Origin of the sequence: Bacillus sp. ISL-34, from assembly GCF_018613325.1 — a bacterium.
Taxonomy (GTDB): domain Bacteria; phylum Bacillota; class Bacilli; order Bacillales; family DSM-1321; genus Peribacillus.
Genome location: NZ_JAGGQJ010000033.1, coordinates 136,297 through 150,854 on the forward strand (window position 1 = coordinate 136,297; position 14,558 = coordinate 150,854).

At 39.9% G+C, this 14,558-nt stretch carries 12 protein-coding genes and 1 other RNA gene; 12 read left to right on the forward strand and 1 reads right to left on the reverse strand.

The window, feature by feature from the left end; translation table 11 throughout:
* Positions 1-72 precede the first annotated feature (72 nt).
* A complete protein-coding gene (locus J7E52_RS21825) occupies positions 73-672 on the forward strand; it encodes a YppG family protein (protein WP_286197990.1) in 600 nt (199 codons plus the stop codon).
* A 69-nt stretch (positions 673-741) separates the two neighbouring features.
* On the opposite strand, the gene J7E52_RS21830 is transcribed toward J7E52_RS21825, so the two are convergent.
* Complete coding sequence (locus tag J7E52_RS21830) at positions 742-1,191, reverse strand: Hsp20/alpha crystallin family protein (protein ID WP_214750505.1); 450 nt, start codon at positions 1,189-1,191, stop codon at positions 742-744.
* Between the two features lie 141 nt (positions 1,192-1,332).
* Between J7E52_RS21830 and J7E52_RS21835 the strand changes: the two genes are divergently transcribed.
* From J7E52_RS21835 to J7E52_RS21885, 11 genes are all read left to right on the forward strand, one after another.
* Entirely contained in the window at positions 1,333-2,097 is a 765-nt protein-coding gene (locus J7E52_RS21835; RefSeq protein WP_214750506.1) for an alpha/beta fold hydrolase, read from the forward strand.
* Positions 2,098-2,219: 122 nt separating this feature from the next.
* On the forward strand, positions 2,220-4,496 hold the full coding sequence (locus tag J7E52_RS21840) for a DEAD/DEAH box helicase (RefSeq protein WP_214750507.1): 2,277 nt from the start codon (positions 2,220-2,222) through the stop codon (positions 4,494-4,496).
* A gap of 36 nt (positions 4,497-4,532) precedes the next feature.
* The gene (locus J7E52_RS21845) at positions 4,533-5,795 is read left to right on the forward strand and encodes a ribonuclease H-like domain-containing protein (protein ID WP_214750508.1); all 1,263 of its coding nucleotides are present in this window, start codon (positions 4,533-4,535) and stop codon (positions 5,793-5,795) included.
* A gap of 457 nt (positions 5,796-6,252) precedes the next feature.
* Positions 6,253-6,804, forward strand: coding sequence for a CotD family spore coat protein (locus J7E52_RS27120; protein WP_286197991.1), 552 nt, complete (start codon positions 6,253-6,255; stop codon positions 6,802-6,804).
* A 64-nt stretch (positions 6,805-6,868) separates the two neighbouring features.
* Positions 6,869-7,420, forward strand: a complete 552-nt coding sequence (locus tag J7E52_RS21855; RefSeq protein ID WP_214750509.1) for an SLOG family protein — start codon at positions 6,869-6,871, stop codon at positions 7,418-7,420.
* Positions 7,421-7,623: 203 nt separating this feature from the next.
* The gene (gene gpsB / locus J7E52_RS21860) at positions 7,624-7,935 is read left to right on the forward strand and encodes a cell division regulator GpsB (RefSeq protein ID WP_076365757.1); all 312 of its coding nucleotides are present in this window, start codon (positions 7,624-7,626) and stop codon (positions 7,933-7,935) included.
* An 80-nt stretch (positions 7,936-8,015) separates the two neighbouring features.
* An RNA gene (gene rnpB / locus J7E52_RS21865) (RNase P RNA component class B) lies at positions 8,016-8,405 on the forward strand.
* Positions 8,406-9,009: 604 nt separating this feature from the next.
* Positions 9,010-10,158 (forward strand): THUMP domain-containing class I SAM-dependent RNA methyltransferase, encoded by a 1,149-nt coding sequence (locus tag J7E52_RS21870; RefSeq protein ID WP_214750510.1) that lies wholly within the window; start codon positions 9,010-9,012, stop codon positions 10,156-10,158.
* Between the two features lie 192 nt (positions 10,159-10,350).
* A complete protein-coding gene (locus J7E52_RS21875) occupies positions 10,351-10,551 on the forward strand; it encodes a cold-shock protein (RefSeq protein ID WP_034307871.1) in 201 nt (66 codons plus the stop codon).
* Between the two features lie 225 nt (positions 10,552-10,776).
* A complete protein-coding gene (locus J7E52_RS21880; protein ID WP_396020302.1) occupies positions 10,777-12,693 on the forward strand; it encodes an ATP-dependent DNA helicase in 1,917 nt (638 codons plus the stop codon).
* A 132-nt stretch (positions 12,694-12,825) separates the two neighbouring features.
* Entirely contained in the window at positions 12,826-14,343 is a 1,518-nt protein-coding gene (locus J7E52_RS21885) for a carboxypeptidase M32 (protein WP_214750511.1), read from the forward strand.
* Positions 14,344-14,558: the final 215 nt, after the last annotated feature.

Here is a 14,558-nt window from a genome sequence, read left to right on the forward strand (position 1 = left end):
CCTACACTTTATTACCACTTTTTTCATATATTATCAGAACCATGTAATGAAAAAAGAGGAGGGCTCATTGACATGATGAGATCCGGTTTTAACCAAATCTCCCCAAATCAAGGACAGTTTCCTCAATCAATGCCGGAATATTGGGGAGGGTACCAGCAGCCAATGCCGTATTCTCCGCCTAATAATCATAATCTTGAACAACCATTTATGTATCCATATCATCTCCAGGATACAGGGGGCTATATGGCACCATATCATGATCCTTATCATGATCCTTATCAGCAAAAGGCCTATCATCCATTCCAATCAGTCCAGCAGCAGGCGATGCCTGTGGGAGCTTATCCGGGCAGCAGTGTAATGCAGCCAATGGCACAAATGCCGCCGCCAATCCAGTCCAATCAGCAGCCGCAAGCTTTTAGTCCGTTCGCCAATCCGTTACAGCCAGCTAAAAGGCCTCCGCAAGGTCAGCAGCAGGCTCATAATCCATATCCTAAGCAGCAGTTCATGCAAAAACCCCAGCCATCGGGTTTCAAATCGGTCATGAATCAATTCAAAACACAAGATGGCTCAATGGATATAACGAAAATGATGAATACAGCTGGACAAATGATGAATACAGTTTCTCAAGTATCTTCAATGGTCAAAGGAGTAGGGGGCTTCTTCAAAGCTTAGATGGTGAATAAAGGAAAAGCAGACTTACAAGTGACCCAGCCACTTTTTTAAGTCTGCTTTTATTCATGTCTAATGGATTTCAATCCGATTCCCCCTGATTTTGGGTAGCTGAAGCGTGAGGATTCCATCGCGATGTCGAGCGGTGACTTTTGCTTCATCAATGGGTTTTGGAAAGGAAATGGTTCTTGAAAGAGTACCTGCTGAAACTTCTTTTTGAAACATTCCTTGATTTTTATGTCTTCTGTCTACATGCTTTGCAGTTATGGTTACGGCATGGGCCAGCACATCAATTGATATTTGGCTGCGTGCAATTCCAGGCAAGGTGGCGGTAAGGGTATATTCTGAATGTGTTTCGTGAACATCAACCGGAAAGCTGCGTTCTTTCGCCGAACCGAAGAAATCGTCAAGAGATTGCAGCATGCCTTTAGGAGGCCTTTCGGAAAACAGCCGATCCATTTTGTTAATGAAATGGGTAAAGGGTTCTATTCTCCGATTATTATTTTTTTCAGAAGAGGTCATCACGGTGCTCCTTTCTAAAAAATTCCTTTGCCTATAGGCTATGTGAGGAATGAAGAAATGTGAATGCGCTGTTGGGTTTCAGATACAGGTCTATAGGGAATAACGTTATTGAATGATAAGTAAAGGAAATGAGGGATTAATATGACAGAAAATGGCAAGCTTTCCTACATAGATACCGGAAAAGGAAATGAAACATTGTTGTTCATTCATGGTTTTTGCGGAAGCCATGAATATTGGAGTGACATCATTGCTGGATTAAAGGATGAATACCGGATTATTGCCGTTGATATACGGGGGCATGGTGCAAGTGAGGAAATAGGGGGATCTTTCTCGATTGAAGATATGGCTGCTGATATTGCGTCATTACTGGAAGAACTGGAAATCGGACAGGTATATATGTTTGGTCATTCGCTTGGGGGATATATCACCTTGGCGTTCGCAGAAAGGTTTCCTGGGAAATTATCTGGTTTTTCATTGGTACATTCTACCGCTTTGCCGGACGATGAGACTGGAAAGGCTGGGCGCTTAAAATCTGTCGAGAAAATCGAAAGTGAGGGAATTCCTGCTTTCATTGATGGACTAATACCAAAGCTTTTCGCTAATTCCGATGATCCCAATATTGAACATACTAAGGAAATCGGATATAAAACAAGTGAAAGTGGTGCGATAGGATCTTTACATGCCATGAGGAACAGAATAGACAGAAATCATGTACTCAAAGATACGAAGTTGCCTGTCCTATTGGTTGCAGGTGAACAGGATAAGGTGATTCCCGTTGAAAAAACCTTTTCTGTTAAAGGAAGCCATATCCATGAAGTCATACTTAAAGGCAGCGGCCATATGGGAATGTTGGAAGCTCCAAGCAGACTACTCGAAGAAATCATTCGCTTTGTCGAGAAGAATTAAATGAAAAAAGAACCGAGCTGGAGACGGGATATTGACGTTTCCAGCATTTTTTTTTGAATAGGAAATAGTTTCCCTTTTGCATAGAACGTTCATTCGGTAGAATAGGAGTATGAGGTGGTTATATGAAACTGCGAAAAAATTTACAAGAAGTTATTAAGGATATAAAAACAAATGAAGATTTTAAAGATAATATAGTACATTGGCAAGTAATTGAAGCGAAAGAGGCAAAACATGTCCCTTTTCCCGATGCAATGAATGATAAGATCAAGCATGCTCTTGAAAAACGGGGGATAAATGGGCTGTATACCCATCAGGCAACTGCATTTGATACTGCTGTCAGTGGCAATAGCCTTGTAGCGGTCACACCAACAGCTTCTGGTAAAACATTATGCTATAATTTGCCGGTCCTTCAAAAAATACTGGAAAATGAAAAAACCAGGGCTCTTTATATATTTCCGACAAAAGCGCTGAGCTATGATCAAAAAAGCGAATTGAATGAAATGATTCATGAAATGGATGCTGAAATAAATAGTTATACATACGACGGGGACACACCTTCAAATATCAGGCAAAAAATTCGCCAGGCCGGGCATATCGTGATCACCAATCCAGATATGCTCCATTCCGGAATCCTGCCCCATCACACGAAATGGGTCTCTTTGTTTGAAAACTTGAAGTATGTGGTCATCGATGAACTTCATATTTACCGCGGTGTTTTCGGAAGTCATACAGCCAACGTCATAAGAAGGTTAAAAAGGATCTGCCAGTTTTATGGAAGCGACCCTGTATTCATCTGTACTTCCGCTACCATCAATAACCCAAAAGAGTTGGCAGAAGAGCTCACGGAAAAACAAATGGTTCTTATCGATAATAACGGAGCCCCAAGTGGGAAAAAGCATTTTGTGTTTTACAATCCCCCAATAGTCAATAAACCGCTGAACATACGCAGGAGCGCAGTTTTGGAAGTCAGGAAGCTGGCAAATGAATTTTTGATAAATAAAATTCAAACCATCGTATTTGCGCGAAGCAGGGTTCGCGTGGAAATTCTTTTGACATATTTACAGGAACTTGTATCAAAGCAATTGGGGCCAAAATCGATCAGGGGCTATCGCGGTGGATATCTGCCAACACAGCGTAGGGAAATTGAACAAGGCCTCAGGGATGGTTCCATTTATGGGGTGGTTTCCACAAATGCTCTTGAGTTGGGTGTCGATATCGGCCAGCTTCAGGTTTGCATTATGACTGGTTACCCTGGATCCATATCGAGTGCCTGGCAACAGGCGGGACGGGCAGGAAGAAGGCATGGTGAAGCATTGATCATCATGGTCGGCAGTTCCAGTGCCCTTGATCAATATATCGTACAGCATCCCGATTATTTCTTTACCAGAAATCCAGAAACTGCAAGAATCAATCCGGATAATCTTTTGATCTTGGTTGATCATGTAAAATGTGCAGCATATGAGCTGCCATTTAAAAAAGGCGATACCTTTGGGAAAACAGAGATTATGGACGTTCTTGAATTCCTTACGGAAGAAAGGGTCTTACACCTGAATGGGGACAAATGGCATTGGATGAATGATGCTTTTCCAGCGAGCAATATCAGCCTGCGCTCAGCGGCACAGGAAAATGTCGTGATCATCGACCAAACGAATGCACCGGTTAATCGGGTCATAGGGGAAATGGATACGTTCAGTGCAATGACCCTTCTCCACGATGAAGCCATTTATTTGCACCAGGGAATTCAATTTCAGGTGGAAGAACTTGATTGGGATGAAAAGAAAGCTTATGTACGTGAAGTCAATGTGGACTATTATACGGATGCCAACCTTGCTGTCCAGTTGTCTGTATTGGAAGTCGATAAACAGCGAACTTTCGCTTCCACAGCAGCTGCTTTTGGTGATGTCGCAATCCGAGCGATGCCTACGATCTTCAAAAAAATCAAGTTCGAAACTCATGAAAATATTGGTTCAGGTCCAATCAGTCTCCCGGAGATGGAGCTGCACACGAGTTCGGCCATGCTTTCCATGGATCCTGATATATTTAAGTGGGACGAAAATCGAATAGAACAGGGAATGGTAGGTGCGTCCCATGCACTTAATTACATGATTCCGCTATATGTTATGTGCGATCCGCATGATATTCATGTTTATCCGCAGGTTAAGGCAGCGCATAATGAAAAACCGACCATTTTTATCTATGATAGTTATCCGGGAGGCATAGGGTTAAGTGATAAAGTATATGAAAACTCTGAGGTCATTCTGCTGGAAACAATATCCATGATCGGAAATTGCACTTGTGAAAGCGGCTGTCCTTCCTGTATCGGGACGGAATCCGCAACGAAAACAGCCAAGAGTGATGCCAAACAATTATTAGGTCAATTTTGTAAGCAAAAACATTAATAGATTGCAGTGATAGGTGAAAAGAGGTGTAATTCCATGTCTTTAAAAAATAAATTGAACCGTATGAAAACGCATATGAACCTAGAGGCCGTTAAACATCCTTCTCCTGTAGAGGAAAATGACCAGACAGTGAATGAAGAAATTCCTTACTATGAAAAGTGGCTGGAGAACGATACCGTTTCCTTTCAATTCGACGGTGACTATTGTTTCATCAGGGAAGTCCGCTACCCTATAAATCACAAACACGGGTTATATGCATTTTCCGAGCTGAAAAAGGTCGTAAAAGAGTGGAATCAAACTTCATTGGAGCATCCACTATCCGCCGGGGGCGTTAAAAGTGAAGATCTGTTTTTCTTCGATACCGAAACGACAGGGCTAGGAGGCGGAGCCGGCAATACCATTTTTTTACTAGGTTATGCCTATTTAGAAGGTGAAGAAGTAGTAGTGAAGCAACATATCCTTCCGCAGCCTGGAAGTGAAATACCGCTTTATCAAAGCTTTCTGGAAAACATCAATTACGAAACGCTTGTCACATATAATGGTAAGTCCTTTGATTGGCCCCAGCTAAAAACCAGACATACCTTGATAAAAGAACATGTACCAAAACTACCGGAATTCGGACATTTCGATTTGTATCATGCTTCAAGACGCCTTTGGAGAAACAAATTGGAACGAGTGAAATTATCAGCTGTCGAAACAGATATTCTAGGTGTACATAGGGAGGATGATATTCCTGGATATTTGGCACCGATGATTTATTTTGATTTTGTTGAGAGGAAGAATCCGGAAATACTGTTTGGGATCATGAAGCATAATGAATTGGATATCTTATCATTGATCACATTGTATATTCATCTGTCCCGGAAAATCCTCCAAATCGATGGATATACGGAAGAGACCATGGAAATTGCACGATGGCTCGCTTATTTGGGAAAAAAAGAGGAGTCAGTTGAGACATATCAAAAAATATTGGAAGCGGGAAATGAGGTAGATCGGATAATAGCTGGCCATGCATTAGCCTTCCAGAAAAAGAAGCAAAAACAATTCGATGAAGCTTTGCAAATTTGGAAGGAAGTCGCCTTAAAAGGGAATGTGCAAATAAGGATACAGGCACAGATCGAATGTGCAAAATTATACGAACATCAATTTAAGGACGTCGGTCATGCGCTAAAATGTTCAATTATCGCGCATCAAGAGATGGTTAGGGAAGGGACCGCTCTGGGGAAAAAACAGTTGGAATTGGAAAAGAGAATCCGGCGGCTCGAAAAGAAAGGGGAATCAAAGGGTATTTCTGTATAAGATAAGGGCCCGAGAATGGTCTTTTAGTGCAAAAGGCCGAAAATAAAAAATATGTATACAATTATTGTAGCCTTCAACTATTATGTGTAAAATGGAAAGAGTTGAGGGTGAAATTCCGAAGCGTTCATTTCATGCCTTTACATCATATAAAATTAAGGTGAAAGCGGAGCGGAGAAATGTATAAAACGACTTTATTTCTATTTTTTGTAGTCCTTTGTTTAACGATAGTTTTGTTTACCTCATTAAAAGACAGTCTCTATTCCTTTTTATAGAAAATTCCTCAGTTCATTTGAAGGTTAGCCAGATATTAAAATGATAGTGTACTTATTGACAGCCATACATCGTTTTATACTTATTCTGTATAAATAGGTCATTTCATCAGTACACGTATCCCCTTTTTTTCATAGTCTGTAATGGTAAGACTAAACTTATCATGATGAAAGGGGACGTATTATAAATGTATTTTCGTAATAGTGGAGGAAATAACCCCCATGTAATGGGCGCATCCAACAATGTAATGGGCGCATCCAACAATGTAATGGGAGCATCCAACAATGTAATGGGAGCATCCAACAACGTAATGGGCGCATCCAATGTAATGGGAGCATACGGAAACGCACCTGGAGTAATGGGCGCATCAACCGGTAAACACTCCAACGTAATGGGAGCGTCAACCGGTAAAAACTCAAACAATGTAATGGGGGCGTACTCTAATACAATGCCAACGGCTGTGTCTCCAACACAATTTGGCCCAGCTCAAACTCTTCCTTCTCAAGTTGCTCCAGCACAAGTCTCTCCAACACAGCAATATGTTAATACGAATGTATCGAACACAGTGATTCCTGTCGTTCATCCATCACATACTACAACTGTCAATAAACATGTGAACACGTATAAGCATTACTTCCCGCATACTCAATCCGTGGTGAACGAATGCTATACTCAAAACTTGATTTGTGGCAAGCCGCCGCATAAACCATGCTGTCCGCCTAGGCATTTCGGATACTAAAAAATAAGGGCTATTAAGCCCTTGTTTTCATACATAATCATGTTAAAAGGAGATTAGTCAAGCGATGAAGGTTTTGTATATGACGGGCTACAAAGCTTTTGAATTCGGGATATTCAAAAATGACCATGAAGCCGTAAAATATATAAAGAAAGCGATGAAGGAGCGTCTCCTGCCATTGGTGGAGGATGGGCTGGAATGGGTGATCATCTCAGGTCAGTTGGGTACGGAACTTTGGGGTGCCGAAGTGGTGTTCGAATTACAGGAAGAATATCATCAGCTTAAATTAGGGGTGCTTACTCCTTTCCTGAAACAGGAAGAGTCATGGAACGAGACGAATCAAGACTATTACAGATCCATATTGGCCCGTGCCGATTTTGTTGAGTCCATTTTCAACAAACCATATGAAGGACCACAACAGCTGAAAATCAAAAATAGGTATATGGTCCATAAAAGCGATGCCATGCTCATCATTTTCGAAGCAGAAAAAGAAGGATCAGCCCGATATCCTTATTTCGAGGCGACGAAAAAAGCGGAAACACAGCCATACCCCATCTTTCAGATAAACTTTGATGATCTGCAACTTGCTGCGGAAGAAGCCAGCTGGTCCGAAGAATGATGGAGTGAAAATAATTATGGATTAAAAGTTGTTTCTAAAGCATAATCATATTATGATGAAATCTAGATACAGATTTAATGGGAATACATATCGTTCTCTGAAACAGTAAGCATACAAAAAGGTGTTTCGTTGACAAACCCAAGCAGATTTGAAAAAATAATAAAAAGTCGATTGTATTGGCGAAAGTATTGAGGTGAAGTCTTATGCTATCCGATAAGATAAAATTAACGGCTAAAGATATTCTTGAAAAAGATTTTAAAACAGCCATGCGCGGTTATAAACCTGAAGATGTGGATCAATTCCTGGATCTGATCATTAAAGATTATGAAGTGTTCCATCAGGAAATTGAAGATCTTAAACAAGAAAATCTTAAATTGAAAAAACTAGCCGAAGAGAGTACAAAACGTCCAAATCAACCTGCTCCAAGTGCCACTCCGGGAACCACTAACTTTGATATTCTTAAACGGTTATCCAACTTGGAAAAGCACGTTTTTGGTAACAAGCTTTTTGACTGAGATTTTGCATTGTAAAAGTGAAAATGATTTTGGTATTGTGTTTTCATGAATAATGGGGTATAATCAATAATGTTATGTTAACGTTTGGGTAATTGCTGCTGCATTTATGCAGTAGAGGAAAGTCCATGCTCGCACGGACTGCGATGTCCGTAGTGTTCGTGCCTGGCGAAAAAATAAGCTTGGGCAGCAATCTTGGATTGCTGACGGCTGGGAAAATGCCTAAGTCCTTTTGGATATGGCATGAATACCTATAAAAGTGCCACAGTGACGGAGCCTTTACAGAAATGTAAAGGGTGGAACGAGGTAAACCCCACGAGCGAGAAACCCAAATTAATGGTAGGGGCGCTTTCTTCCTTGGAATTGAACGAGGAGAAGGACAGAAGCACTTGCTTCTGTAGATAGATGATTACCGCCGAAGTACGAGACGCGAGTCGCTTGCAGTACTGAGGAACAAAACATGGCTTACAGAACGTTATCATATAACACCAAAAGCACAACTCTCCTTTTAAAAGGGGAGTTTTTGTTTATGGAGAATGTCCTATTATAAAAAGATTGGGCATTTCCATTTATTTTTCGTTTTCTGAAACACGGCTGTGTTAAACTTAAAACTTGGCAAGATTTTCATTGCGTTCGAATGATTAGGAAAATGGCTTAAATGAAGTCTGTCGAAACATTTTTAAAAATAGTGTTGGAATGTTAAGCATTTCTTTGTTTCTGGGTATCCTATTTATAAAGGTGCCTTAACTCTTGTTAGCCCTAAAATGAAGGTATCAAGACAGAACTAAATTTCAGGATAATGGATGGGAAGCATACATAATTGGTTTGGATGGTTTAATTGCAGCGTGTATCTTAAGGTACATGGATAATTGAGTAAAGCTTCATTTCACGGTTATTAATAAATGTTCTCGCTAAATGATCATGATATAAGCTAGGCAAACAACTGAAATATAAAAACGCGGTGGACCAAAAGGTTTACATGTAAAAAATCAATGCCTGATTCTAAAATACATAAATGAAAGAAATTCGGGAAAAGGTGCCATTGATTTGGATTAATGGAAAGAAGGTGCAGGATTAATGAAACAATTCGATATTATCGCAACATCAGCAATGGGATTGGAATCAATTGTTGCCAAGGAGGTGCGGGATCTTGGTTACGATTGTCAAGTCGAAAATGGTAAAATCACCTATAAAGGGGACCAATCCGCCATTGCCCGCTCTAATTTATGGCTGCGCAGTGCCGATAGGGTGAAAATTAAAGTTGCGGAATTTAAAGCATATTCATTTGATGAGTTGTTTGAAAAAACAAAGGCCTTGAATTGGGAGGATTTCTTATCAGCCGATGTCGAGTTCCCCGTGAGTGGTAAATCCGTTAAGTCAAAGCTATACAGTGTCCCTGATTGTCAGGCTATTGTCAAAAAGGCGATTGTTGATAGATTGAAAAGTAAATATAAGCAAGTATCCTGGTTTGCAGAGACTGGTCCTTTGTTTAAAATTGAAGTGTCTATTTTAAAAGATGTAGTGACACTTACCATAGACACTTCAGGTGCAGGTTTGCATAAACGGGGTTATCGGACAGGTCAGGGAGAGGCGCCCCTAAAAGAAACATTGGCGGCTGCGTTAATCATGCTGACCAATTGGAAACCGGATAAACCTTTCATAGATCCATTTTGTGGATCGGGAACGATTCCCATCGAGGCGGCCTTAATTGGGCAGAACATAGCACCTGGGTTTAACAGGGAATTCGTTTCTGAAACTTGGTCATGGATGGATAGCAAGGTTTGGGATGAAGCGCGGATTGAGGCTGAAGATTTAGCTGACTATGATCAATACTTGGACATAACCGGTTGTGATATTGACCATCGAATGGTCGATATAGCTAAAGCGAATAGTTTTGAAGCCGGTCTTGGTGAGCTGATTGAATTCAAACAAATGCAGGTGAGGGATATCTCGACCAAGAAAGAGTATGGTGTCATTGTCGGGAACCCGCCTTATGGTGAACGTCTTGGTGAGAAAAAAGCGGTTGAGCAGATGTATAGGGAGATGGGCCAAGCCTTCAAGAAGCTTGATACATGGTCGGTATACATGATTACTTCCAATCCTGACTTTGAACAGCATTACGGTAAGCCTGCAACGAAAAAAAGGAAATTGTTCAATGGTTTCATCCGTGCTGACCTATATCAATATTGGGGGAAAAGGCCGCCAAGGCAGCCTCAAGGTGAATGAGTAGGTAGAATATAATGGGGGATTTTTCTAGTCAGGACGATTTATTCATAATAGGTTCCAGTCTTGCTTATCATTTCCTTTTCTGTTATTCTAATAATGAATTATTTTTGTTCAGATTTAAGGAATACCTTAATATTCAATGAGCAAGAATAGTAATATAATGTGTGGAGAACACACTAGGAGGCAACAAAAATGGAACAAGGTAAAGTAAAATGGTTTAACGCAGAAAAAGGTTTTGGATTCATCGAACGTGAAGGTGGAGACGATGTATTCGTACATTTCTCAGCTATCCAAGGCGAAGGTTTCAAAACACTTGAAGAAGGCCAAGACGTTACATTTGATGTAGAACAAGGTCAACGTGGACCACAAGCATCAAACGTAAACAAAGCTTAATTCAACCCTATATTATCTACAGACAGGCTCTCTTTTAGAGCCTGTCTTTTATTTTACGAATCGGCAACCAGACAGCGTACATAGAAGAAAAAAATACATATTGCCTTTCTAACTGATAGTAGGTAAATATCTTGACTATTAATGTGAAATAAAGGATAATATACTTTTGCTTAAGATTATAATGATTCGGATTCTATATACTGATGATAGATAAAAGGGGAGACCATGATGCTTAAAACACTGCCTTTTTCGGTAACAAAGGAAGATTCTTTTTACGATAAGCTTTCAGAATGGATCGGTGATGTTTTTTACGATATTCTTCCCGAAAAAGGATTTGAGCTGCGTGACGAACAAATCTTCATGGCTTTTCAGTTAGAAAAAGCCTTTAAAGAAAAAAATGTAAGTTTTGCTGAAGCAGGGGTAGGGACCGGTAAGACCTTGGTCTATTTACTATATGCGATTTGTTATGCGAGATATACGAATAAACCGGCAATTATTTCATGTGCAGATGAAACGTTGATTGAACAGCTTGTCAAAGAGGAAGGCGACATCCAAAAAATCAAGAATGCTTTAGGTCTTGAAGTGGATGTTCGGCTAGCCAAATATCACGACCAATATGTATGTCTTAAGAAATTGGATTATGCAGTGAATCATGAGGATTCAGAGGGGATAGATCAGCTTTATGATGAGCTACCCAAGTTTGTCCATGATAACTCATCCATGAACGCCTATACAGCATATGGGGACCGTAAACAGTATCCATATTTAAATGATGAAGACTGGTCTAAAGTTGGCTGGGATCAGCTTCAAAACTGTTTTACTTGTGATAAACGCCATCGTTGCGGGCAAACCCTATCACGGGACCACTACCGAAAATCAAGTGATTTGATCATTTGTTCACATGACTTCTTCATGGAGCATGTATGGACTAAGGAAAAGCGTAAGCGTGAAGGACAGTTACCATTGCTGCCTGATCATAGCTGCGTTGTCTTTGATGAAGGGCATCTTTTGGAATTTGCTGCTCAAAAGGCTTTAACTTATAAAGTTGGGGAACAAACCCTTGCTTCGGTTTTAGAATTGCTTACAGCCAATCAGGTTCGTGAAGAAACCTTATACATCATCGAGGACTTAATTGATATCAATGAAGAGTTTTTTGATTTGTTGGATGAAAAAGCGATACATGTCAGCGGATCTAATCGTTATGAAATCCCAATGTCCAAAGAAATAACAAGCTTTGCCCAAAAGCTTCATAAAAAGGTTGAAGAATTAGAGGAGAACCTTGTTTTTGAAGCGGAAATGTACACGATCAATGATTATGATTTAAAAGTGACGGAAGAGTATTTAGAGCAGCTGGGCTACTCCCTTTCTCTATTTGTGAAGGATGAACAGGCCGTTTCCTGGTTTGAAGAAAATGAAATGACCAAAACATTGGTCATCATGCCAAGGCTTGTGCAGGATATCTTGTCTGAACAGGTATTCTCGAAAAAAATCCCTTACATTTTTTCATCGGCAACATTATCGGATAACAAATCCTTCCAATATATTGCAGATAGTTTAGGGATAGAAAAGTATGACAGCTTCTCCGTTGAATCACCATTTGATTACGATGAAGTCATGAAAATGAACATGCCGGTCTTCGAAAATGGAGATCAATTGGCAAAACTTCAATATACAATGAAGACAATTGAGGAAAATGAAGGTCGAACACTAGTGTTATTCCAATCAAAAGAAGAATTGCATTGGTTCAAGGAAAACTGCCCAATATCATCTTATCCATTTTATTTTGAAGGGGAAGCGGAAATCAGCGAGCTTGTTAAGAAGTTCCAAGAGGATGAGCAATCTGTCCTTTTCTCCTATCATTTATGGGAAGGGCTTGATGTTCCAGGACCTTCATTACAAAATGTAGTGATACACTCCCTTCCATTCCCGCCTCGCGATCCGGTTTTCGAGGCCAAACGTAACTCTGTTACCGATGCATTCGAAGAAGTGGACCTTCCATACATGCTCCTTCGATTGCGCCAGGGAATAGGGCGTTTGATCAGGACGAGCAATGATTCGGGAACCGTACAGATTTTGATTGAAAGTGACCTTTCGGAACATGTGAAAGAGAAGATTGTATCCATTCTTCCTGTAACGCTTTAACTAAAATCCAATTCAAAATAAGAGCCAAGGGACCCCTTGGCTCTTATTTATTTTAATTTATTAATCGGAGTGGTTCTGATATGAAAGACTTTTGTATAATATGGTAAAGTGTAGTTGGAAGGAGCAGTGAATATGAATAAAAAGGGTATAGATCTGATAGAAAAAGAGTTTAAAGAATATGTAAAGAAAATCTCGGCTTATAATGAAGCTCTCGCGTTAATTTTTTGGGATTTGCGTACAGGTGCACCAAAAAAGGGAGTTGAGCAACGTTCCGAAGTCATCGGCATGCTTTCCTCCGAGGTGTTTAATATGAGCACAAGTAAAGAAATGGAATCCTTCATTGCAGAACTTTCGCTGGAAAAAGCCATTCTTAGTGAAACGACGAATATAATGGTACAAGAGTGTAAAAAAGAGTTTGAAAGGAATAAGAAAATTCCTGCAAACGAATATAAGGAATTCGTCATTTTACAATCGCGTTCTGAAAGTGCATGGGAAGAGGCAAGGGAAAAAGCTGATTTTTCTTTATTTCAACCTTATCTCGAGCAAATTGTAGCTTATACCCGCAGGTTCGTGGAGTACTGGGGATATGAAGGGACGAAATATAATACCCTTTTAGATATATATGAACCAGGCATGACTGTAGATATACTTGACAGCGTATTCAGTGAGCTTAGGTCGAGGATAGTTCCATTGGTAAAACAGATTGCTGAAAGTGAGCATAGACCGGAAACAGCGTTCCTATATAAAGAATTTCCAAAAGAAAAACAGCATCAACTCAACTTGGAAATTTTAAAACAGCTAGGTTACGATTTCAAGGCTGGCAGGCTTGATGAAACAGTCCACCCTTTTGAAATTAGAATAAATAGGGGCGATGTCAGGGTGACGACCCGATACGATGAAAATGATTTTAGGGGGGCAATCTTTGGCACCATTCATGAATGTGGACATGCCATTTATGAGCAGAATATCGCCGAAGAGTTGACCGGAACACTTCTCGATGGCGGGACATCAATGGGGATCCATGAATCACAATCTTTGTTTTTTGAAAACTTCATTGGACGGAACCATAGCTTTTGGAAAAATAAATTTTCCTTATTAAAAGAATATGCTCCCGAACAATTCCATGATGTGACGCTGGATGAATTTTACCGGGGCATTAACGAATCAAAACCATCCTTCATCCGTATTGACGCAGATGAACTGACGTATCCTCTACATATTATGATTCGGTATGAACTGGAAAAGGCTCTCTTTAATGGGGAACTTGAAGTGAAGGATTTACCGGAAGTCTGGAATGAAAAATACAAAGATTATTTGGGAATTGTGCCTGAAAATGATGCAATGGGCGTGTTGCAAGATGTACACTGGGCAGATGGAAGCTTTGGTTATTTCCCTTCTTATGCATTGGGATATATGTATGCAGCCCAAATCAAGCAATCGATGCTTAAAGATTTGCCTGATTTTGATGAACTGTTGGAAGCGGGTGATATTGCGCCAATCAGGAAATGGCTTAATGAAAAGATACATAAATACGGAAAAATAAAAAAGCCTCTGGAGATTTTGAGAGAAACGACAGGGGAAGGCCTGAATGTTCAATATTTAATAAAGTATCTTGAAAACAAATATAAAGAAGTTTATAAAATCAAATGAATCAAAGAGGAAGGTCTTGGATCAAATTCCAAGCCCTTCTTCTTTTTTATGAGTATAATACCAGTACAATGGAATAAGACGGTGGGGTGATGTTATGTTTTTCTTGATAGGAAATCCTAGTTATTTAGGTTTGGTGATTTCATAATTTTCTAATAATACGAATAATGATTTATTTTTTTAATTTAAAGTTCGGTTTTTTATCAAAAATTACTTTT

Bases quoted from the DNA above. Each gene is read 5' to 3' on its own strand.
- J7E52_RS21825 (WP_286197990.1), top strand. From the start codon at position 73: ATGATGAGATCCGGTTTTAACCAAATCTCCCCAAATCAAGGACAGTTT.
- J7E52_RS21830 (WP_214750505.1), bottom strand. From the start codon at position 1,191: ATGACCTCTTCTGAAAAAAATAATAATCGGAGAATAGAACCCTTTACC.
- J7E52_RS21835 (WP_214750506.1), top strand. From the start codon at position 1,333: ATGACAGAAAATGGCAAGCTTTCCTACATAGATACCGGAAAAGGAAAT.
- J7E52_RS21840 (WP_214750507.1), top strand. From the start codon at position 2,220: ATGAAACTGCGAAAAAATTTACAAGAAGTTATTAAGGATATAAAAACA.
- J7E52_RS21845 (WP_214750508.1), top strand. From the start codon at position 4,533: ATGTCTTTAAAAAATAAATTGAACCGTATGAAAACGCATATGAACCTA.
- J7E52_RS27120 (WP_286197991.1), top strand. From the start codon at position 6,253: ATGTATTTTCGTAATAGTGGAGGAAATAACCCCCATGTAATGGGCGCA.
- J7E52_RS21855 (WP_214750509.1), top strand. From the start codon at position 6,869: ATGAAGGTTTTGTATATGACGGGCTACAAAGCTTTTGAATTCGGGATA.
- gpsB (WP_076365757.1), top strand. From the start codon at position 7,624: ATGCTATCCGATAAGATAAAATTAACGGCTAAAGATATTCTTGAAAAA.
- J7E52_RS21870 (WP_214750510.1), top strand. From the start codon at position 9,010: ATGAAACAATTCGATATTATCGCAACATCAGCAATGGGATTGGAATCA.
- J7E52_RS21875 (WP_034307871.1), top strand. From the start codon at position 10,351: ATGGAACAAGGTAAAGTAAAATGGTTTAACGCAGAAAAAGGTTTTGGA.
- J7E52_RS21880 (WP_396020302.1), top strand. From the start codon at position 10,777: ATGATGCTTAAAACACTGCCTTTTTCGGTAACAAAGGAAGATTCTTTT.
- J7E52_RS21885 (WP_214750511.1), top strand. From the start codon at position 12,826: ATGAATAAAAAGGGTATAGATCTGATAGAAAAAGAGTTTAAAGAATAT.